Origin of the sequence: Aliirhizobium wenxiniae, from assembly GCF_014201355.1 — a bacterium.
Classification (GTDB): domain Bacteria; phylum Pseudomonadota; class Alphaproteobacteria; order Rhizobiales; family Rhizobiaceae; genus Neorhizobium; species Neorhizobium wenxiniae.
Window position 1 is genome coordinate 1 of the sequence record NZ_JACHEG010000019.1, and the last position, 21,008, is coordinate 21,008.

The window sequence follows — 21,008 nt, forward strand, 5'->3', positions numbered from 1 at the left end:
CGCAGCCGTCAAAGACGTCTTGCCGTGGTCAACGTGACCGATCGTGCCGATGTTGACGTGAGGCTTATTGCGCTCAAACTTGCTCTTTGCCATTGCAGGCTCTCCATCTTTTATAAGCCCTTCGAGGGCTCAAATTCTTGTTGTCGCCCCGGTGCAAGACCGGGGCGTATTCAGTTTGGTATTCCGATTACTTCTGACCGGAATACTTCGCCTGGATTTCGGTCGCAACGTTCGACGGAACCGGTGCGTAATGATCGAAGGTCATCGAGTACTGCGCGCGGCCCTGGGACATGGAGCGCAGGTTGTCGACGTACTTGAACATGTTCGCCAGCGGAACGTGAGCGTTGATAACGATCGCGATGCCGCGCTGTTCCTGGCCCTGGATCTGGCCACGACGCGAGTTCAGGTCGCCGATAACGTCACCGACGTAATCTTCCGGCGTTACGACTTCGACCTTCATCATCGGCTCGAGCAGCTGAGCGCCGGCCTTCTTGGCTGCTTCACGGAAGCAGGCACGCGATGCGATTTCGAAGGCGAGGACCGAGGAGTCGACGTCGTGGAAGGCACCATCGATGAGGGTGGCCTTGACGCCGAGCATCGGGAAGCCAGCGAGCGGACCGGAAGACAGAACGCTTTCGATACCCTTCTGAACGCCCGGGATGTATTCCTTCGGAACTGCACCGCCGACGATCTTGGATTCGAAGACGAAATCTTCGCCATCCGGGTTCGGTTCGAAGATGATCTTGACGCGCGCGAACTGACCGGTACCACCGGACTGCTTCTTGTGCGTGTAGTCTTCTTCGTGCTGACGCGTAATGGTTTCGCGGTAAGCAACCTGCGGAGCACCGACGTTTGCTTCAACCTTGAACTCGCGACGCATACGGTCGACGAGAATGTCGAGGTGAAGTTCGCCCATGCCGGCGATGATCGTCTGGCCGGATTCCTGGTCGGTCTTGACGCGGAACGACGGGTCTTCAGCAGCGAGGCGATTGAGCGCAAGGCCCATCTTTTCCTGGTCGCCCTTGGACTTCGGCTCGATCGCGATCTGGATGACCGGTTCCGGGAATTCCATGCGCTCGAGGATAACCGGCTTCAGCGGATCGCAAAGCGTATCGCCAGTGGTGGTTTCCTTGAGGCCTGCCAGAGCAACGATGTCGCCTGCGAAGGCTTCTTCGATGTCTTCACGGCTGTTGGAGTGCATCTGCAGCATACGGCCGACACGCTCGCGCTTGTCCTTGACCGTGTTCATGACCGACGAACCCTTTTCGAGCTTGCCGGAATAGATGCGGGTAAAGGTCAGCGAACCGACGAAGGGGTCGTTCATGATCTTGAACGCCAGCATCGAAAGCGGCTCGTTGTCATCAGCGTGACGCTCGATTTCGGCTTCAGTCTTGAAGTCGATACCCTTGATGGCCGGGATGTCCATCGGAGAAGGCAGATAATCGACGACGGCGTCGAGAAGCGGCTGAACGCCCTTGTTCTTGAAGGCAGTGCCGCAGAACATCGGGTGGAACTTGACGTCGATCGTGCCACGGCGAACCAGTTCACGGATCTTGTCGTTGTCCGGCAGGTCGCCGTTCAGGTAGGCTTCCATTGCTTCTTCGTCGATTTCGACGACCTGTTCGATCATCTTCTCGCGATATTCAGCGGCCTTTTCCTTCAGGTCGTCCGGGATTTCGACAACGTCCCATGCAGCGCCGAGCGATTCGTCACGCCATACGAGAGCATTCATCTCGACCAGGTCGACAACGCCCTTGAACTCGGATTCTGCACCGATCGGCAACTGCATGACAACAGCGATCGCGCCCAGACGGGTCTTGATCATCTCAACCGAGCGGTAGAAGTCCGCGCCGGTCTTGTCCATCTTGTTGCAGAAGATCATGCGCGGAACGTGATACTTCTCAGCCTGACGCCAGACGGTTTCCGTCTGCGGCTCTACGCCGGCGTTGGCATCGAGAAGGGCAACAGCACCGTCAAGAACGCGCAGCGAACGTTCGACTTCAATGGTGAAGTCGACGTGGCCGGGGGTGTCGATGATGTTGAAGCGGCGCATCTTGCCGTCACGGCCCTTCCAGAAGGTCGTAGTGGCAGCGGAGGTGATCGTGATGCCACGCTCCTGCTCCTGCTCCATCCAGTCCATGGTGGCAGCGCCGTCATGAACTTCACCGATCTTGTGCGACTTACCGGTGTAATAAAGAATACGCTCGGTGGTCGTGGTCTTGCCGGCGTCGATATGCGCCATGATACCGAAGTTGCGGTAGTCTTCGATTTTATATTCGCGAGCCATAATGACTGCCTTTCGAAATTCGATCGGTTAAGATTACCAGCGATAGTGCGAGAATGCGCGGTTCGCGTCTGCCATCTTGTGCGTGTCTTCACGCTTCTTGACGGCCGAGCCACGGTTGTTTGCGGCATCCATGAGTTCGCCCGAGAGACGATCGATCATGGTGGTTTCGTTGCGCTTGCGGGCTGCGGTGATCAGCCAGCGAATTGCGAGGGCCTGGCGGCGTTCCGGACGCACGTCAACCGGAACCTGGTAGGTTGCACCACCAACACGACGCGAGCGAACTTCAACATGCGGCGCGACGTTGTCGAGCGCGGAATGGAAGACTGCAAGCGGGTCGGACTTTGCCTTGCCCTGCACAGCGTCAAATGCGCCGTAAACAATGCTTTCAGCTACGGACTTCTTGCCGTGGAGCATGATGGCATTCATGAACTTGGTGACGATCAGATCACCGAACTTCGGGTCCGGGTTGATCTCACGCTTTTCTGCACGATGGCGTCTGGACATACTAATCTCGTCTCTAAACGTTACGGGCGCTTTATCACGCGGAGAACCTCGCGCAGCGCCGGATTGATGAAGTCAAAAGTCCGAATATTACTTCGGACGCTTTGCACCGTACTTCGAACGGCGCTGCTTACGGTTCTTGACACCCTGGGTATCGAGAACGCCGCGGATGATGTGGTAACGAACGCCCGGCAAGTCCTTTACGCGGCCGCCACGGATCATGACGACAGAGTGTTCCTGCAGGTTGTGACCTTCACCCGGAATGTAGCCGATGACTTCAAAGCCATTGGTGAGGCGAATCTTAGCGACCTTACGCAGAGCCGAGTTCGGCTTCTTCGGGGTCGTGGTGTAGACGCGGGTGCAAACGCCGCGCTTCTGTGGGTTTTCCTGCAGAGCAGGAACCTTATTGCGCTTTACGTTGGCCTGACGCGGCTTACGGATCAGCTGGTTTACGGTAGGCATATACCCATCCCTTGCAAAATCTTCTTCAAAGCCCCTTTCGGGACCATCGAGATGCCGTTTCCGGCGGCAACACGCACTTTCCTCATACACAAACGTGGCCCGATCCCGTTTTCGGATGGACCACGGAAGACAGAGGACGCATTATTCATGCGTCGTGCGTGCAGCATTCATATAGTCTACGTGCGTTTTAGGAGCCTGTTTGAGACGAGTTCCGGAATAGACTAATCCCGGACGCACGAGTCTCACATGGCTTCCGATGCCGGGCGTTTACTGTCTTAACCCTTCTGCGTCAAGGGTCGGCCCCAAAATAATGGTTCAGGCGCCGGTTTTGCGGGGTTTTCATCAGCACGGCCGCAGTCGGTATATCGATATTGTAAACGAGTAGCGATTGTGTTTGGGAATCGCAGTCGTGACGGCTATTGAAACCGGGAACTTTTCAGACGGGACGATCTTCCCTTATGAAGACCCATTCAGGAGAATATCATGATTTCACCCGCCGACAACGACAATACCGACGAGCCGATGATCTTCATCATAATCGGCAAGGCCTACGAGACGAAGGGGGGCGAAGGTATCGAACTCCACATCATGCTGCGTGCGCCCGATGACGACACCGCCGTGAGAGACGCGCTGAATGCCCTTTCTGAAGAAGGTTTTCTGGAAGCAGATCTTGATCAGATCGGTGTGCTTCAGGACGAACCGCCGGAAGAACCGCATGCTTCGGCCTATCAGGGCGCCCTGGAAGGCGAAGTCGCGATCATCCGTTTCGACTAAGGGCACGATCACCCCACAACAAGGGGATCGGGCTTATGTCCGACCTCCTGCGATAAAGGCCGCTCCTGTTTCGGCGCGGCCTTTGCCCCACGCGGGAAAGTTTTTCGTCTCCCCGGCCTACTTGACCGGTATTATCTGGCTAGCCGGCTTAGGCGTTGTTGCGGTTTCTGCAGGTAGGACCGGATAGGTCACATCTGGCGCCCTGCCCGTCAGGCTTTCCAGAAACGCGACGATCAGATCGACGTCGTTGCCTTCCAGCTTTTCACCTAGCTGCGCCGTACCCATGATTGCCACGGCCTGCTTCAGCCCCCAGACCTTGCCGGAATGGAAATAAGGTGCGGTAAGCGCAATGTTACGAAGTGGCGCTGCGCGGAAGACGTAGCTGTCGTCCGCCGTGTTTGTCACCGCAAAGCGACCTTTGTCATTTTCAGGAAGAACATCGGCGCCTGGCTTCTCGATCAGACCAAACGGATAATAGCCCTCCCCGCCCACATTAATGCCCGCATGGCAGGATGCGCAGCCCTTGTCCATGAAAAGCTGCAGGCCCCGCTTTGCCTCTGCGCTCAATGCATCATCATCACCATTGAGGAATGAATCAAACGGTGCCGGTGTTATCAGCGTGGCCTCGAAGGCTTCGATCGCCATGGCGAAATTGTCGAATGTCACCGGATCCGCCTCGCCGGGGAATGCCGCCTTGAACCATTCTACATATTGCGGCATCGATTTCAGGGTTGCGACCACCTGACCGGGCGTGTTGGCCATTTCGACACCGGCCTGAACCGGGCCTTTTGCCTGGGCCTTCAGATCTTCCGCCCGTCCGTCCCAGAACTGGGCGATATTAAAGACGGCGTTGAAGACCGTCGGAGAGTTACGCGGTCCCTTCTGCCACCCGTGACCGATCGAAGTTTCGAGATTGTCATCGCCGCCGGTCGCCAGATTATGGCAGGAATTGCAGGAAAAGACGCCGGATGCCGACATGCGCGGGTCAAAGAAGAGTGCCTTGCCGAGCGAGATCTTTTCCGCCGTGATCTTGTTGCCCTTCACCGCCGGGACGGTCGAAGGCAGCGGCTTGAACAATTCCTGCGCCTGTTGTCTCAGTTCTGTCGGATTGAGTTCAGCAGTATAAGCGGTCGTTGCCAGAAACAAACAGGCAGCGACGGAAGTTATTAGCCGTTTCATTCGAGCCTCCATCATCATCGAATTCGGCAAGCTTAGAACGCCTCCAGATTGGCGCCTTGTCTTCGATCAACACTTTAGAACCAGTCAAAATAAAAACGCCCGGATTGCTCCGGGCGTTTCTAAATGCATCTTGAAAACGGGAGGAGGCTCCCCCCCTCGCCTGCGTTATTCGGCAGGCGTGTTTTCCGGGTTCAGGTTCTGCAGCATCGGCGTTGCCGAGTCTGCACCAGTGCCCTTCTTGCGCTCGTCGAGGATCAGGTCGTCGCGCGTGGTTGCGATACGGCGGATCTGGGTCATGGTACCACCGGTACCAGCCGGGATCAGGCGGCCGACGATGACGTTTTCCTTCAGGCCCTGCAGCGTGTCGATCTTGCCGGCGATTGCAGCTTCCGTGAGAACCTTGGTGGTTTCCTGGAAGGATGCAGCCGAGATGAACGACGGCGTCTGCAGCGATGCCTTGGTGATACCGAGCAGAACCGGTTCCCCATAGGCAGGCTTCTTGCCTTCTTCGATCAGCGCGTCATTGGCATCTTCGAGCTCAATCCGGTCGACATTATCACCGACGATGTACTGGCTGTCGCCGGCATCGGTGATCTCGACCTTCTGAAGCATCTGACGAACGATGACTTCGATGTGCTTGTCGTTGATGACAACGCCCTGCAGACGGTAGACTTCCTGGATTTCGTTCACGAGGTAGGAAGCGAGTGCTTCCACGCCCTTGATCGCCAGAATGTCGTGCGGCGCAGGATTGCCGTCGAGGATGTAGTCACCCTTTTCGATGTAATCGCCATCCTGAAGATGGAAGGGCTTACCCTTCGGGATCAGGTATTCGACCGGTTCGACACCATCTTCCGCCGGTTCGATCATGACGCGACGCTTGTTCTTGTAGTCGCGGCCGAGGCGGATCGTACCATCGATTTCAGCGATGATAGCATGGTCCTTCGGACGACGTGCTTCGAACAGTTCTGCGACGCGCGGCAGACCACCGGTGATGTCCTTGGTCTTGGCGCTTTCCATCGGGATACGTGCAAGCACGTCACCCTGGGCAATCTTCTGGCCCGGCTCGACGGAGAGGATCGCTTCGACCGAGAGGTTGAAGCGAGCTTCACCACCACGCGACAGCTTCATGATCGCACCGGAAGCGTCCTTGATGACGATTGCCGGCTTCAGATCCGCACCGCGCGGCGTCGAACGCCAGTCGATGACCTGACGCTTGGTGATGCCGGTGGATTCGTCGGTCGATTCCAGAACCGAGATGCCGTCGACGACATCTTCGAACTGAACCGTACCGGCGACTTCCGTCATCATCGGGCGTGTATACGGGTCCCACTCTGCCAGACGCTGACCGCGACGAACCTTGTCGCCATCATCGACATGGATCTTCGAACCGTAAGCGACGCGCTGCGAGGAACGCTCGACACCACGTTCGTCGAGAATGGTGATGGCCATGTTACGGCCCATCGCGACGAGAACGTTTTCCGAGTTCCGCAGCATGTTGCGGTTCTTGATCAGGATCGTACCTTCATACGATGCTTCCAGGAACGACTGGTCGACCACGTTTGCCGTACCACCAAGGTGGAACGTACGCATGGTCAGCTGGGTACCCGGCTCACCGATGGACTGAGCAGCGATAACGCCGACTGCTTCGCCCATGTTGACCGGCGTACCGCGAGCAAGGTCACGGCCGTAGCAGACCGAGCAGACGCCCGTCTGAACTTCGCAGGTCAGTGCGGAGCGAATGCGGATCGACTGGATGCCAGCCTTCTCGATTTCGATGACATCCGGCTCGAGGATCATCTTGCCGGCGTCGACGATACGATCGCCCGTGACCGGGTGGTCGATGTTGTCGAGAGCCGTACGTCCGAGAACGCGTGCGCCGATCGAAGCAACAACCTGACCAGCATCGACGATGGCGGTCATGGTGAGGCCGTTTTCAGTGCCGCAATCCACGAGGTTGACGATGCAGTCCTGGGCCACGTCGACGAGACGACGGGTCAGGTAACCGGAGTTCGCCGTCTTCAAGGCGGTGTCTGCCAGACCCTTACGGGCACCGTGTGTCGAGTTGAAGTACTCGTTAACGGTCAGGCCTTCCTTGAAGTTCGAGATGATCGGGGTCTCGATGATTTCACCCGACGGCTTTGCCATCAGGCCGCGCATGCCGCCCAGCTGGCGCATCTGGTTCGGAGAACCACGGGCACCCGAGTGGGACATCATGTAGATCGCGTTCATCGGCTTCTGACGACCGGTCTCGGCGTCGAATTCGACGGCCTTAATACGGGCCATCATGTCTTCGGCGACCTTTTCGGTTGCCTTGCCCCAGGCGTCGACGACCTTGTTGTACTTTTCGCCCTGAGTGATCAGGCCGTCATTGTACTGCTGCTCGTATTCCTTAACGAGAGCTTCGGTATCACCGACGATCTTCTCCTTGGAATCCGGGATGATCATGTCGTCCTTGCCGAACGAAATGCCGGCGCGGCAAGCATGAGTGAAGCCGAGCTGCATGATCCGGTCGCAGAAGATGACCGTGTCCTTCTGACCGCAATGGCGATAGACCGTGTCGATCATCTTGGAGATGTTCTTCTTGGTCATTTCCTGGTTGCAGGTCTCGAACGGCACGTTGACGTTCTTCGGCAGAAGTTCGCCGATGATCAGACGACCAGGCGTCGTGTCATAGATCTTGGAAACCAACTTGCCGTCGGCATCCATGGTCTTGAAGCGACCCTTGATCTTCGAATGCAGGGTGACGACCTTGTTTTCCAGCGCATGGTGCAGTTCGCCCATGTCAGAGAAGGCCATGCCTTCGCCCGGCTCGCGCTCGTTCATGATCGACAGGTAGTACAGGCCGAGAACCATGTCCTGCGACGGAACGATGATCGGTGCACCGTTAGCCGGATGCAGGATGTTGTTCGTCGACATCATCAGGACGCGGGCTTCGAGCTGAGCTTCGAGCGACAGCGGCACGTGAACAGCCATCTGGTCACCGTCGAAGTCGGCGTTGAAGGCCGTGCAGACGAGCGGGTGCAGCTGGATGGCCTTGCCTTCGACCAGGGTCGGTTCGAAGGCCTGGATGCCCAGGCGGTGCAGCGTCGGTGCGCGGTTCAACAGGACCGGATGCTCGCGGATGACCTCGTCGAGGATATCCCAGACTTCCGGCTTTTCCTTTTCGACCAGCTTCTTGGCCTGCTTGACGGTGGACGAGAATCCCTTGGCGTCAAGACGGGCGTAGATGAACGGCTTGAACAGTTCGAGCGCCATCTTCTTCGGCAGGCCGCACTGATGCAGCTTCAGTTCCGGACCAGTCACGATGACCGAACGACCGGAATAGTCGACGCGCTTGCCGAGAAGGTTCTGACGGAAGCGGCCCTGCTTGCCCTTGAGCATGTCGGACAGCGACTTCAGCGGACGCTTGTTGGCGCCGGTGATGACGCGGCCACGGCGACCGTTGTCGAACAGCGCGTCCACAGATTCCTGCAGCATGCGCTTTTCGTTACGGATGATGATGCCCGGAGCGCGCAGTTCGATCAGGCGCTTCAGACGGTTGTTACGGTTGATGACGCGGCGGTACAGATCGTTGAGGTCGGACGTCGCGAAACGGCCGCCATCAAGCGGAACCAGCGGACGCAGGTCCGGCGGGATGACCGGGACGACCTTCATGATCATCCATTCCGGGCGGTTGCCGGATTCGATGAAGTTCTCGACGATCTTCAGGCGCTTCATGAACTTCTTCTGCTTCAGTTCAGAAGTCGTTTCAGCAAGTTCCGCACGCAGGTCGCCGGCGATCTTTTCGAGGTTCATCGAAGCGAGCATCTCGTAGATGGCTTCCGCGCCGATCATCGCCGTGAACTGGTCTTCACCATATTCGTCGATGGCGAGCATGTACTCTTCTTCGGAGAGAAGCTGGTTCTCCTTAAGAGCGGTCAGGCCCGGTTCAGTGACGATGTAGTTCTCGAAATAGAGAACGCGCTCGACATCCTTCAGCGTCATGTCGAGCAGGGTCGAGATGCGCGAAGGAAGCGACTTCAGGAACCAGATATGGGCGACCGGAGCGGCGAGCTCGATATGGCCCATACGCTCACGGCGAACGCGCGACAGCGTGACTTCGACGCCGCACTTTTCGCAGATGATGCCCTTGTACTTCATGCGCTTGTACTTGCCGCACAGGCATTCGTAGTCCTTGATGGGACCGAAGATACGCGCGCAGAAAAGACCGTCACGTTCCGGCTTGAACGTACGGTAGTTGATGGTCTCCGGCTTTTTGATTTCGCCATAGGACCAGGAGAGAATCTTCTCGGGCGACGCGATCGAAATACGGATCGAGTCAAAGTGCTGCGCAGGCATCTGCGGATTGAAAAGGTTCATGACCTCTTGGTTCATGCCTATCTCCTTTGGGGCAAATAGCCCTCGGCTTGCGACGGTACCATCCTGTTTCCCGCGATGGATGGTCTGTCACGTCAGTACGGTGCTAGCCGCAAAATGCGGCAAAACTTTCCCCGACACCCGGCGGGAACCGGTGCAGGGAGCGGCGCGCGCAGACAGCGCGCGCCTCCTTGACGATTATTCGGCTGCGTCCGGCAGCTGACCTTCGGCTGGCAACTCGACCTTCGAGTTTTCCAGCTCGACCGACAGACCGAGCGAGCGCATTTCCTTGACGAGAACGTTGAAGCTCTCCGGAATGCCCGCCTCGAAAGTGTCGTCGCCACGGACGATCGCCTCGTAGACCTTGGTACGGCCGGCCACGTCGTCCGACTTCACGGTCAGCATTTCCTGCAGGGTGTAGGCTGCGCCGTAGGCTTCCAGAGCCCAGACTTCCATTTCCCCGAAGCGCTGGCCGCCGAACTGCGCCTTACCACCGAGCGGCTGCTGGGTGACGAGCGAGTACGGACCGATCGAACGCGCGTGGATCTTGTCGTCCACGAGGTGGTTCAGCTTGATCATGTACATGTAGCCGACGGTGACCTTACGGTCGAAGGGCTCGCCAGTACGACCATCGTACAGAACCGACTGACCGCTTTCGTGCAGGCCTGCCTTCTTCAGCATCGCAGCGACGTCCGGCTCATGCGCACCGTCGAAGACCGGCGTTGCGATGGAGACGCCCTTGCGGGACTGTTCGGCCAGCTTGACGAGCGCGTCGTCGTCGAACGACGACACTTCGTCCTTGGCTTCGCTCGAATAGACGTCGGTCAGCACCGTCTTGAGGTTGGTGATGTCCATGGTCTTGCGATACTCGTCGAGCATCTCGCCGATCTTCTTACCCATGCCGGCGCAAGCCCAGGCAAGGTGGGTTTCGAGGATCTGGCCGACGTTCATACGCGACGGAACACCGAGCGGGTTCAAGCAGATGTCGACATGCGTTCCGTCTTCGAGGAACGGCATGTCTTCGACAGGCACGATACGCGAGACAACGCCCTTGTTACCGTGACGGCCGGCCATCTTGTCGCCCGGCTGGATCTTGCGCTTCACAGCGACGAAGACCTTTACCATCTTCATGACGCCCGGAGGCATTTCGTCGCCGCGCTGGACCTTTTCGACCTTGTCCATGAAGCGATGCTCGAGGAGCGACTTGGACTCGTCGTACTGGCCGCGCAGAGCTTCGATCTCGCCCTGTACCTTCTCGTCTTCGACTGCGAACATCCACCACTGCGAGCGGGGGTATTCGGAGACGACAGCGTTGGAAAGCTCGACGCCCTTCTTGAAGCCCTTCGGACCAGCAACGGACATCTGGCCACGCAGCATGTCGACCAGACGGCTGTAGACGTTACGGTCGAGGATCGCCTGTTCGTCGTCGCGGTCCTTGGCGAGGCGTTCGATTTCCTCACGCTCGATCGCCATCGCACGTTCGTCCTTTTCGACGCCGTGGCGATTGAAGACGCGAACTTCGACGATCGTGCCAAACGTGCCCGGAGGCATGCGCATGGACGTGTCGCGGACGTCGGAAGCCTTTTCACCGAAGATGGCGCGCAGAAGCTTTTCTTCCGGCGTCATCGGGCTTTCGCCCTTCGGCGTGATCTTGCCGACGAGAATGTCGCCAGGAGCAACTTCCGCACCGATGTAGACGATACCGGCTTCGTCGAGATTCTTCAGCGCTTCTTCCGAAACGTTCGGAATGTCACGCGTGATTTCTTCCGGACCAAGCTTCGTGTCGCGGGCAGCAACTTCGAATTCCTCGATGTGGATGGAGGTGAACACGTCGTCGGCGACGATGCGTTCAGACATCAGGATCGAGTCTTCGTAGTTGTAGCCGTTCCAGGGCATGAACGCGACGAGCGCGTTGCGGCCGAGTGCCAAGTCACCGAGATCCGTGGACGGACCGTCAGCGATGATGTCACCGCGGTTCAGAACGTCGCCGACGGCGACCAGCGGACGCTGGTTGACGCAGGTGTTCTGGTTGGAACGCTGGAACTTCTGCAGGCGGTAGATGTCAACACCGGACTTGCCGGCATCGAGATCTTCCGTAGCGCGGATAACGATACGCGTTGCGTCAACCTGGTCGACCACACCGCCACGACGGGCAGCGATGGCAGCGCCAGAGTCACGCGCAACAACCGGTTCCATACCGGTGCCAACGAACGGAGCTTCGGCACGAACCAGAGGAACGGCCTGACGCTGCATGTTCGAGCCCATGAGAGCGCGGTTGGCGTCGTCGTTTTCGAGGAACGGGATCAGAGCGGCAGCAACCGAAACCAGCTGCTTCGGCGAAACGTCCATCAGGTTGATGGTGTCGCGCGGGGACAGCATGACTTCGCCGGCATGACGGCAAACCACGAACTCTTCAACGAAGGCGCCTTCGGCGGTCAGCTCGGAATTGGCCTGAGCCACGTAATACTTGGCCTCTTCCATTGCGGAGAGGTAGATCACGTCCTTGGTGACAACGCCGTCGACGATCTTGCGGTACGGCGATTCAATGAAGCCGTACTTGTTGACGCGGGCGAAGGTTGCAAGCGAGTTAATCAGACCGATGTTCGGGCCTTCCGGCGTTTCGATCGGGCAAATACGGCCGTAGTGGGTCGGGTGAACGTCGCGGACTTCGAAGCCTGCGCGCTCGCGGGTCAGACCACCCGGGCCAAGAGCCGAAAGACGGCGCTTGTGGGTGATTTCCGAAAGCGGGTTCACCTGGTCCATGAACTGCGACAGCTGCGAGGAGCCGAAGAATTCGCGGACGGCAGCAGCAGCCGGCTTGGCGTTGATCAGGTCCTGCGGCATGACGGTGTCGATTTCGATCGACGACATGCGTTCCTTGATCGCACGTTCCATACGGAGCAGGCCGAGACGGTACTGGTTTTCCATCAGCTCGCCGACAGAACGAACACGGCGGTTGCCGAGGTTGTCGATGTCGTCGATTTCGCCCTTGCCGTCACGCAGCTCGACCAGCATCTTGACCACGGCCAGGATGTCGTCCTTGCGCAGAACGCGAACGGTGTCTTCAACCTGCAGGTCGAGACGCATGTTCATCTTGACGCGACCGACGGCCGAGAGGTCGTAACGCTCTGCGTCGAAGAACAGCGAGTTGAACATCGCTTCCGCGGATTCCATGGTCGGCGGCTCACCCGGACGCATGACGCGGTAGATGTCAAACAGGGCATCCTGACGGTTCTCGTTCTTGTCAGCCGCAAGCGTGTTGCGGATGTAGGCGCCGACATTGATGTGGTCGATGCCGAGAACCGGGATCTCGTCGAAGCCAGCTTCGAGGATGATCGGCAAGGTCTTCTCGTCGATTTCGTCGCCGGCTTCGAGATAGATCTCACCGGTCGAGTAGTTGACGATGTCTTCAGCGAGGTAGTTGCCGTACAGGTCTTCGTCGGTAGCCTTCAAGGCCTTGAGGCCCTTTTCGGTCAGCTGACGGAGCAGACGCGGGGTCAACTTCTTGCCAGCTTCAACGACGACTTCGCCGGTATCGGCGTCGACCATTTCCGACAGAGCCTTGGCGCCCTTGAGCGTTTCGGCCTGGAACGGGATGCGCCAGCCGTCGCCGGAACGCTCGTAGTTCGACTTCGTGTAGAAGGTCGACAGAATGTCTTCGCCGTCCATGCCGAGGGCCATCAGCAGCGACGAGACCGGAATCTTGCGGCGACGGTCGATACGGGCAAAGACGATGTCCTTGGCGTCGAATTCGATATCGAGCCAGGAACCGCGATACGGAATGACGCGGGCAGCAAAGAGCAGCTTGCCGGAAGAATGGCTCTTGCCCTTGTCGTGATCGAAGAAGACGCCCGGCGAACGGTGCATCTGGGACACGATAACGCGTTCGGTGCCGTTCACGATGAACGTACCGTTATCCGTCATGAGCGGCATGTCGCCCATGTAGACGGACTGTTCCTTGATGTCCTTGATCGACTTCGCGCCCGTATCCTCGTCGATATCGAACACGATGAGGCGCAGCGTCACCTTGAGGGGGGCTGCATAGGTCAGGTCGCGCTGACGGCATTCCTCGACGTCGAACTTCGGCGGATCGAATTCGTAGGAAACGAATTCAAGCATCGAAGCGCCGGAGAAATCCGTGATCGGGAAGACAGACTTGAAGACCGCATTAAGGCCTTCGTCCGGACGGCCGCCCTTGGGCTCTTCTACCATCAAGAACTGGTCATAGGATGCCTTCTGAACCTCGATCAGGTTCGGCATCTCCGTGACTTCAGGAATTTTACCAAAAAACTTGCGTACGCGCCTGCGACCATTAAACGAAAGGGTCTGCTGAGCCATCGTCGCTCCTTCAAAATTGCATCCGGGCCTGCAACGGACGGCTATCGGAGGCCAACCGATATCCCGTCGAACATGGTTTCTCAATCTCGTCCCACTTGCCGAGCCCCTAGGCCGGATTGCCTAGCGTTTCGGTGGAGACCATCCTCTTGAGAACCCATTACCCAGGACCCGTTTTCATACGGATCCTGGGTAATAAGTTCAGATGAAACGGGCGGGAGAGAAATAGGTTCTCTCCCGCCGCATTCCAATATTACTTAACGTCGACCTTAGCGCCGGCGTCTTCGAGCTTCTTCTTGAGGTCAGCAGCTTCAGCCTTGGAAACAGCTTCCTTGACAGCCTTCGGAGCGCCTTCGACGAGGTCCTTGGCTTCCTTGAGGCCGAGGCCGGTGATGCCACGGACTTCCTTGATGACGTTGATCTTGTTGGCGCCAGCGTCAACCAGGATAACGTCGAACTCGGTCTTTTCTTCTTCAGCAGCAGCCGGTGCGCCAGCGCCGCCAGCAGCAGCAACTGCTACCGGAGCAGCAGCGGAAACGCCCCACTTTTCTTCGAGAAGCTTGGAAAGCTCAGCAGCTTCCAGGACGGTCAGGGCCGAGAGGTCTTCAACGATCTTTGCGAGATCAGCCATTGTATAGTTCCTTCTGTTCGGTTCGAACTGGTTTTAAATAAACAGCGAAGTTCCGCCTTACGCGGCTTCGTCCTTCTTGGCATATGCTGCAAACACGCGAGCAAGCTGACTTGCCGGTGCCTGTACGACGCCTGCGATGCGGGTTGCCGGGGTCTGAATCATACCCACCAGCTTTGCACGCAGTTCGTCCAGCGAAGGCAGGGTCGCAAGCGACTTGACTGCATCCGCATTCAGCGCGGTCGAACCCATGGCGCCACCGAGAACAACGATCTTGTCGTTGGTCTTGGCGAAATCCATGACGACCTTCGGAGCCGTGATCGGATCATCGCTATAAGCGATGAGCGTCTGACCCTTGAACAGGTCAGACATCGATTCAGATTCCGTGCCCTGAAGAGCGATCTTGGCCAGACGGTTCTTCGCGACTTTGACGGTGCCGCCAGCAGCGCGCATCTTCGAACGAAAATCGTTCATCTGTGCGACTGTGACACCAGCATAGTGGGCCACGACAACCGAACCAGAAGCCTTGAAGACTTCGTTCAGCTCCGTGACAAATTCGCGCTTTTCCGCTCTTTCCACTGTCTGTCTCCAGTTGGTAGGACCGCAATCCTGCAAGTCCCACCGGGTTGCCTTTGCCTCAAACGATCCCGAAAGATCGTAAGCGGCGGTTGAGGATCCTGTCCCCCCGCACTGAAACCCAAAGGCTTCAGGCACAAGGCACACTAGGCTCGAACCGAATATCGAAGCGCGATACGCACTTCCAAATTCTGGGTTCTTACCCGTCTCATGCAGGTCATTCGATTAAGGCATCATCCAGAAGGATTTCAGCCACCTGCAATCTCGGACAGGAATTCCGGATTTCTCCGGAAATCCCCTCCCCCGAAGGGTTGGGAATTCATGCGACCGAAGCCCAGAGAAAACTCTGAGCTTCGGAAATTCAGTCATTAAGCAGCGGTAACCGACGACGGGTCGATCTTGACGCCCGGACCCATGGTCGAGGAGATCGCTACGCGCTTGACGTAGTTACCCTTGGCGCCAGCCGGCTTTGCCTTGATGACGGCGTCAGCGAAGGCCTTGATGTTTTCTTCGAGCGCCTTGGCGTCGAAGGAAGCCTTGCCGATGCCGGCGTGAATGATACCGGCCTTTTCGACGCGGAATTCAACAGCGCCACCCTTGGAAGCCTTGACGGCACCCGTGACGTCCATCGTAACCGTACCAACCTTCGGGTTCGGCATCATGCCACGCGGGCCGAGAACCTTACCGAGGCGACCGACGAGCGGCATCATGTCCGGGGTAGCGATGCAACGATCGAAGTCGATCTTGCCGCCCTGGACGATTTCCAGCAGGTCTTCTGCGCCAACGATGTCTGCGCCTGCAGCCTTGGCTTCGTCAGCCTTGGCGCCACGTGCGAAGACGGCAACGCGAACGTCGCGGCCAGTGCCGTTCGGCAGATTGACAACGCCACGAACCATCTGGTCGGCGTGACGCGGGTCAACGCCGAGGTTCATTGCGATTTCAACGGTTTCGTCGAACTTGGCGGTTGCGCGTTCCTTGACCATCGAAATGGCGTCGGAAAGGGCTACGAGCTTAGTCGGATCAACGCCTTCGCGGATCTTCTGAATACGCTTTGCAAGCTTTGCCATATTAAGCCACCACTTCCAGACCCATGGCGCGGGCAGAACCCTCGATCATGGCCATTGCGCCTTCGATATCGGCAGCGTTGAGATCCTTCATCTTGGCTTCGGCGATCGTCTTGATCTGAGCCTTGGTGAGGGTACCGGCCTTGCCGCCCTTACCAGGCGTCTTGGAACCGGAGGTGATCTTCGCTTCCTTCTTCAGCCAGTAAGAAACCGGCGGCTGCTTCATGACGAAGGTGAAGGACTTGTCCTGGTAATAGGTGATGACGACCGGGATCGGCATACCCTTTTCCATTTCCTGCGTGGCGGCATTGAACGCCTTGCAGAATTCCATGATGTTGATGCCACGCTGACCAAGCGCCGGGCCGATCGGCGGGGACGGGTTTGCCGATCCTGCCTTGACCTGAAGCTTGAGCTGGCCTGCTACTTTCTTAGCCATATCTCTCTGCCTTTCACTAACGGGGCGGTTTCCCGACCCAACTTGCCGGATTTCTCCGACGGCTGCGGTTGCGTGGTCCGGATCGTTGGAGCCCGGCTAAGACCCCTCACCTTCCACGCGATTCGCGGCTTTCACCGCGTGAGGCCCGACATGCAGGCCCCAACTTGAAATCAGACCTTCTCGACCTGAGCGTATTCCAGCTCGACCGGAGTAGCGCGACCGAAGATCGAGACTTCGACCTTGAGGCGCGCACGCTCCTCGTCGACATCCTGAACGACACCGTTGAACGATGCGAAAGGACCATCCGAAACGCGAACCTGCTCGCCAATCTCAAACGAGATCGAGGACTTGGGACGCTCCACGCCTTCCTGGACCTGACCGAGGATGCGCTCGGCTTCGAAGTCCGGGATCGGAACCGGCTTATTGTCGGAACCGAGGAAGCCCGTAACCTTGGGCGTATTCTTGATCAGGTGATAGGCTTCATCCGTCAGGTTGGCGCGAACAAGCACGTAACCCGGGAAGAATTTGCGCTCGCTATCGACCTTACGGCCGCGGCGCACTTCCGTCACCTTTTCGGTCGGAACGAGAATCTTTTCGAACAGATGCTCAAGCCCCTTCTGGCGAGCCTTGTTCTCGATGTCGTCTGCGACCTTCTTCTCGAAGTTCGAATATGCGTGGACGATATACCAGCGTGCCGCCATCTTCACTCTCCAGAATCAAACGCTGACGTTCAGGATCAGGCGCAAAGCCCAGCCCATGAACTGATCCGCGGCGAAGAAAAACAGAGCAGCAAAGACAACCATAACCAGAACCATAGCCGTAGAGATCGCAGTCTCACGACGGGACGGCCAGGTGATTTTCAGACCTTCGGAACGAACCTGCTTAAAGAACGCGACCGGATTGGTTTTGGATGCCATCGACTTTCCACGCAATTACGGCACGTAAAGCTGAAATTGCTCAGCCCCACGCACCGCGTGTCTATTTTTCCCTACATAAACACCGCATCCCCTTTACACAAGAGGAAAACAGCATTCGATTAAGTTCACCTAAATCTCGGGCTTATCATCCCGCGACGCCAGACTTCGCTTCGTCACCTGAATGAAATGGCAGGGGCAGCCGGGCTTGAACCGACGACCTGCGGTTTTGGAGACCGCCGCTCTACCAACTGAGCTATACCCCTTCGCCCTATCCGACTGCAAAATCACTTTTGATTCCGCGTCGTCCTTAAGCTAGGCGCTCCCTTTACGGTGCGCCGCCCCACTTGGCAAGTATGTTTTTTTGTTTCCGACATGTTCAATATGCATCGCCGCGCCGATCGCCGGCATCCACGGCACGAACAGTCGCGAAAGCGGGCTCGGCGCCGCCGAGAATATCGCTGCCTGCAAGATCCATCGCCCCTGGCAAAACAGCAGCAACACCCTTGCGCTCATTGTTCAGCGGCAGGCGCTTCCACGCCAGACGAGGCGGCTGCGCGACATAAGCATCCGGCTCATTCACGAGTTGCCCGATCACCCGGTCGACAATCGTCGAAATACCGAGCTTGCGACCTTCGGAATGATAGAAGTTGCCCTTTATCTGGATTGCACCGGCTAGCGCCTTGATAAAGCAGGCCAGAAGGCTTCGATCGATTCGCTCGGGATGCCGCCAGAATACATCCAGTCCACCCTGATGAGTCAGTCCGGGTATATCGAAGACCGCAGCGCCTAGGACGATGGTCGGGACATCCGCCCGCAGGCTGTGGAGACCGGTCGTGGAATTGACCACGATCGAACCGTGGCACTCGCGCAGAATTTCCGCAAGATTGCCTTTTTCGATAAAGGCGACACGATTTTCGATCCGATATTTGGCGGCAAGTTCCGCAACGACCTTGCGCCAGTTCTCAAGATCATTATCGAGCGGATGCTGCTTGATGATCAACCGCCCGTTTTCAGGCGCATGACGCGCAAACGACTGCATGACCTGATCCAGCATCTGCGAAATATGCCTATAGGGCGAATTCGCCCTGATCTGGTAATCGCTCTGGAGCTGGAGCGCGAGCAGATAGTTGCGCTTCAGCTTGTCGTCGAAATAGCCCTCCGGCAGGTCATGCCGTTCCCGGAACATGCGCGGCAGCCAGGACAGGTAATCGAACAGCGGGTCGTAATATTTGTCGGAGCGATAAAAGGGAAACATCATCCGGCCGAAATAGGCGACCAGATTATAGATAACCTCGTTGGTCGCCTCCTGCCCAAACGTGTGCGGATAGCGGTTCTTCAGATCCGGATCGGCCACCTTCGCGGCGATCTGGCGAATACGGTCGGGATCATTCGGAAAATGGGAGAAACGCCCCATGCCGTCGCGCTCAAGCGTGATCCAGTCTGGCCGGAGATAACCGAACTCCACCGCATGACAGCGAATACCAAGGCGCCGCGCGACACGCGCAGCAAGCCGGTGATATGGCAACCGATCCGCATAATAAAGAATGTCGGTAATGCCTTCCCGCTTCAGAAGCGCTGCGAGATAGCGCGGCCATGCCTTCAAGGTCCCGCGGTAATTGATCGCTCCGCGCTTGAACCAATAGACCTGATCGCCGAAGGAGAAGTTCACTCTCCTCGTCTCCACACCCCTGGCTTCGAACCCTTGAGAGAGCTCGCGCCAGAAAACCGACGGAGGACCTTGCAGGAAGAGAACTTTGGTCATACGCGATCAATGCCTTCTAAACTTCGATGCGCCGAGAAATCGGCCACACAAAGCAGTGAGATTCAGCTATTCGTCGTTAGGTTGCTGGAATTCTCACCAAACCCATACCGCCGTCAATGCAAATACGGTTTCAGCCTGTTAATTTCACGTAAGCACTGTGACATGAAGAACCGCACTTTTCTCTTCCTTCAAGGTCCCGCCTCGCCATTTTTCCGACTTGTTGCGGACAGGCTGGAGGCAACGGGCGCTCGCGTCGAGCGCATCAATTTCTGCCTTGGCGATATTGTTTTCTGGTGGCCGAAGAAAGGCGTCTTCTTTCGTGGAAAAAAGAGCGAGTGGCCCGATTACCTCAAGGCATTCACACGTCGCCATTCGGTGACAGATATCGTCATGCTCGGCGACGGTCGTGATTATCACGCGACTGCCGCTGAAATCGGCCAGGCTCTGGGCGTGAGGATCCATATTGTGGAGCATGGCTATCTACGGCCGGACTGGTTGACGGTCGAGCCAGACGGCATGTCGGCTCACTCCCGTTTTCCACAACAGGCGGAGGCGATCAGGGCGCTGGCAGAAGGCGTGCCGCCCGTGGCGCGCGGCGGCCTGTTCCGATCAAGTTTCCTGACCTACGCGCTCTACGATCTCGCCTATCATGTTCCCAATGTGCTGATCGGCCCCCTCCTCCACCGCCACTACAGAACCCATGGCGCGGTCCATCCCGTCATCGAATATAGCGGCTGGATCTGGAAGGGACTGTTCGCCGGTAAAAGACAAAGACAGGCTGAACAGGCCATCGCGGCATCTACCCGGCTGGCGAAGGATGCGGACGCCCGTTTCTTTCTGTTCCCGCTGCAATTGCCCGGTGACTACCAGATAATCAGACACTCACCAGGCGGTGACTTATTTGCAATCGTAGAGACCGTGATTGCGTCTTTCGCCAAGCATGCTCCCGCAGAAACCCGGCTGCTGTTCAAGGTCCACCCGATCGACAATGGTCTTTCACGCTGGCCACAACGGATTGGCGACGCCGCCTCGCGACTGAATGTAGGTGACCGGGTCTTCGTGGCTGATGGGGGAAATACCGACAGCCTGATCGAGCGATCGGCGGGCATAGTCACCGTCAACTCCACGGTGGGGCTCACAGCACTCGCTTTTAACCGTCCGGTTATCGCACTCGGCGCTGCGATCTACGATGTCGACGGTCTCACATCGCAAGCGACCCTGGCCGATTTCTGGACGCGCCCCCCCCTGCCCGATCCGGATCTGTTCGACGCCTTCATGCGGGCGCTATCCGCTACCACGCAGGTTCGTGGCGGCTTTATCGGGCGCGATGCGCTCGAAACGGGAGCGGACAATGTCGCTTCGCGGCTGCTTGAGCCCGACGAAAGGCTGCCGGAAAGCCTGCGAAAACAGAGAAACCGGAGCGTTTTCCGTTACGAGCGAGAGCTTTTTTCGGACCAGTCCCGCTAGCTTTTCAATACCTTTTATACGCGCCCGGCGTGCATTTCACTTCATTCCATTCCGGGCGTATTTTCGAACACATATCGCGTTTCGGGATGACCGCTTTCCGACGTCTACAATGCCGAACGAAAAAAAGGCCCCGCTGTTTCCAGCGAGGCCTTTCTCGATTCTGGTGATTATCGATTACTCGATGATCGAAGCGACGATGCCGGCGCCGACGGTACGGCCGCCTTCGCGGATAGCGAAGCGCAGCTTTTCTTCCATCGCGATCGG

General features: G+C 57.6%; 17 protein-coding genes and 1 tRNA gene. 2 read left to right on the forward strand and 16 right to left on the reverse strand.

Features of this window, described 5'->3' with window-relative positions:
• The 4 genes from HNQ72_RS30075 to rpsL form a co-directional block, all read right to left on the reverse strand.
• Positions 1 to 93 (reverse strand): GTP-binding protein (locus tag HNQ72_RS30075; RefSeq protein WP_018010120.1); only part of this gene is annotated, 93 nt, incomplete at its 3' end.
• A 94-nt stretch (positions 94 to 187) separates the two neighbouring features.
• Positions 188 to 2,287, reverse strand: a complete 2,100-nt coding sequence (gene fusA, locus HNQ72_RS30080) for an elongation factor G (RefSeq protein ID WP_183998302.1) — start codon at positions 2,285 to 2,287, stop codon at positions 188 to 190.
• Positions 2,288 to 2,320: 33 nt separating this feature from the next.
• Positions 2,321 to 2,791, reverse strand: coding sequence for a 30S ribosomal protein S7 (rpsG, locus tag HNQ72_RS30085; RefSeq protein ID WP_112509923.1), 471 nt, complete (start codon positions 2,789 to 2,791; stop codon positions 2,321 to 2,323).
• 87 nt (positions 2,792 to 2,878) lie between these two features.
• Complete coding sequence (rpsL, locus tag HNQ72_RS30090) at positions 2,879 to 3,250, reverse strand: 30S ribosomal protein S12 (protein ID WP_003547537.1); 372 nt, start codon at positions 3,248 to 3,250, stop codon at positions 2,879 to 2,881.
• Between the two features lie 483 nt (positions 3,251 to 3,733).
• On the opposite strand from rpsL, the gene HNQ72_RS30095 reads away from it, so the two are divergent.
• Entirely contained in the window at positions 3,734 to 4,024 is a 291-nt protein-coding gene (locus tag HNQ72_RS30095) for a transcriptional regulator (RefSeq protein ID WP_183998303.1), read from the forward strand.
• A gap of 117 nt (positions 4,025 to 4,141) precedes the next feature.
• On the opposite strand, the gene HNQ72_RS30100 is transcribed toward HNQ72_RS30095, so the two are convergent.
• The 11 genes from HNQ72_RS30100 to HNQ72_RS30150 form a co-directional block, all read right to left on the reverse strand.
• Complete coding sequence (locus HNQ72_RS30100) at positions 4,142 to 5,203, reverse strand: cytochrome-c peroxidase (RefSeq protein ID WP_183998304.1); 1,062 nt, start codon at positions 5,201 to 5,203, stop codon at positions 4,142 to 4,144.
• 165 nt (positions 5,204 to 5,368) lie between these two features.
• On the reverse strand, positions 5,369 to 9,577 hold the full coding sequence (rpoC, locus tag HNQ72_RS30105) for a DNA-directed RNA polymerase subunit beta' (protein ID WP_183998306.1): 4,209 nt from the start codon (positions 9,575 to 9,577) through the stop codon (positions 5,369 to 5,371).
• A gap of 180 nt (positions 9,578 to 9,757) precedes the next feature.
• Complete coding sequence (gene rpoB, locus HNQ72_RS30110; RefSeq protein WP_183998307.1) at positions 9,758 to 13,897, reverse strand: DNA-directed RNA polymerase subunit beta; 4,140 nt, start codon at positions 13,895 to 13,897, stop codon at positions 9,758 to 9,760.
• 250 nt (positions 13,898 to 14,147) lie between these two features.
• Complete coding sequence (rplL, locus tag HNQ72_RS30115) at positions 14,148 to 14,525, reverse strand: 50S ribosomal protein L7/L12 (protein WP_093004525.1); 378 nt, start codon at positions 14,523 to 14,525, stop codon at positions 14,148 to 14,150.
• A 57-nt stretch (positions 14,526 to 14,582) separates the two neighbouring features.
• A complete protein-coding gene (gene rplJ, locus HNQ72_RS30120; protein ID WP_183998308.1) occupies positions 14,583 to 15,101 on the reverse strand; it encodes a 50S ribosomal protein L10 in 519 nt (172 codons plus the stop codon).
• A 365-nt stretch (positions 15,102 to 15,466) separates the two neighbouring features.
• On the reverse strand, positions 15,467 to 16,165 hold the full coding sequence (gene rplA, locus HNQ72_RS30125) for a 50S ribosomal protein L1 (protein WP_183998309.1): 699 nt from the start codon (positions 16,163 to 16,165) through the stop codon (positions 15,467 to 15,469).
• 1 nt (position 16,166) lies between these two features.
• Positions 16,167 to 16,598, reverse strand: a complete 432-nt coding sequence (gene rplK / locus HNQ72_RS30130) for a 50S ribosomal protein L11 (protein WP_112509939.1) — start codon at positions 16,596 to 16,598, stop codon at positions 16,167 to 16,169.
• 170 nt (positions 16,599 to 16,768) lie between these two features.
• Positions 16,769 to 17,299 carry a transcription termination/antitermination protein NusG gene (nusG, locus tag HNQ72_RS30135; RefSeq protein ID WP_183998310.1) on the reverse strand — a complete coding sequence of 177 codons (531 nt, stop codon included), beginning with the start codon at positions 17,297 to 17,299 and terminating at the stop codon, positions 16,769 to 16,771.
• A gap of 15 nt (positions 17,300 to 17,314) precedes the next feature.
• Complete coding sequence (gene secE / locus HNQ72_RS30140; protein ID WP_183998311.1) at positions 17,315 to 17,515, reverse strand: preprotein translocase subunit SecE; 201 nt, start codon at positions 17,513 to 17,515, stop codon at positions 17,315 to 17,317.
• Positions 17,516 to 17,702: 187 nt separating this feature from the next.
• A tRNA-Trp gene (locus tag HNQ72_RS30145) sits at positions 17,703 to 17,778 on the reverse strand.
• Between the two features lie 113 nt (positions 17,779 to 17,891).
• Positions 17,892 to 19,184, reverse strand: coding sequence for a capsule biosynthesis protein (locus HNQ72_RS30150; protein WP_244654659.1), 1,293 nt, complete (start codon positions 19,182 to 19,184; stop codon positions 17,892 to 17,894).
• Between the two features lie 255 nt (positions 19,185 to 19,439).
• On the opposite strand from HNQ72_RS30150, the gene HNQ72_RS30155 reads away from it, so the two are divergent.
• A complete protein-coding gene (locus HNQ72_RS30155; RefSeq protein ID WP_183998314.1) occupies positions 19,440 to 20,744 on the forward strand; it encodes a capsule biosynthesis protein in 1,305 nt (434 codons plus the stop codon).
• A 174-nt stretch (positions 20,745 to 20,918) separates the two neighbouring features.
• Here HNQ72_RS30155 and HNQ72_RS30160 read toward each other — a convergent pair.
• Positions 20,919 to 21,008, reverse strand: a 90-nt coding sequence (locus tag HNQ72_RS30160) for an EF-Tu C-terminal domain-related protein (protein ID WP_459562499.1), incomplete at its 5' end; no start/stop codon positions are given.

Bases quoted from the DNA above. Each gene is read 5' to 3' on its own strand.
- fusA (WP_183998302.1), bottom strand. From the start codon at position 2,287: ATGGCTCGCGAATATAAAATCGAAGACTACCGCAACTTCGGTATCATG.
- rpsG (WP_112509923.1), bottom strand. From the start codon at position 2,791: ATGTCCAGACGCCATCGTGCAGAAAAGCGTGAGATCAACCCGGACCCG.
- rpsL (WP_003547537.1), bottom strand. From the start codon at position 3,250: ATGCCTACCGTAAACCAGCTGATCCGTAAGCCGCGTCAGGCCAACGTA.
- HNQ72_RS30095 (WP_183998303.1), top strand. From the start codon at position 3,734: ATGATTTCACCCGCCGACAACGACAATACCGACGAGCCGATGATCTTC.
- HNQ72_RS30100 (WP_183998304.1), bottom strand. From the start codon at position 5,203: ATGAAACGGCTAATAACTTCCGTCGCTGCCTGTTTGTTTCTGGCAACG.
- rpoC (WP_183998306.1), bottom strand. From the start codon at position 9,577: ATGAACCAAGAGGTCATGAACCTTTTCAATCCGCAGATGCCTGCGCAG.
- rpoB (WP_183998307.1), bottom strand. From the start codon at position 13,897: ATGGCTCAGCAGACCCTTTCGTTTAATGGTCGCAGGCGCGTACGCAAG.
- rplL (WP_093004525.1), bottom strand. From the start codon at position 14,525: ATGGCTGATCTCGCAAAGATCGTTGAAGACCTCTCGGCCCTGACCGTC.
- rplA (WP_183998309.1), bottom strand. From the start codon at position 16,165: ATGGCAAAGCTTGCAAAGCGTATTCAGAAGATCCGCGAAGGCGTTGAT.
- rplK (WP_112509939.1), bottom strand. From the start codon at position 16,598: ATGGCTAAGAAAGTAGCAGGCCAGCTCAAGCTTCAGGTCAAGGCAGGA.
- nusG (WP_183998310.1), bottom strand. From the start codon at position 17,299: ATGGCGGCACGCTGGTATATCGTCCACGCATATTCGAACTTCGAGAAG.
- secE (WP_183998311.1), bottom strand. From the start codon at position 17,515: ATGGCATCCAAAACCAATCCGGTCGCGTTCTTTAAGCAGGTTCGTTCC.
- HNQ72_RS30155 (WP_183998314.1), top strand. From the start codon at position 19,440: ATGAAGAACCGCACTTTTCTCTTCCTTCAAGGTCCCGCCTCGCCATTT.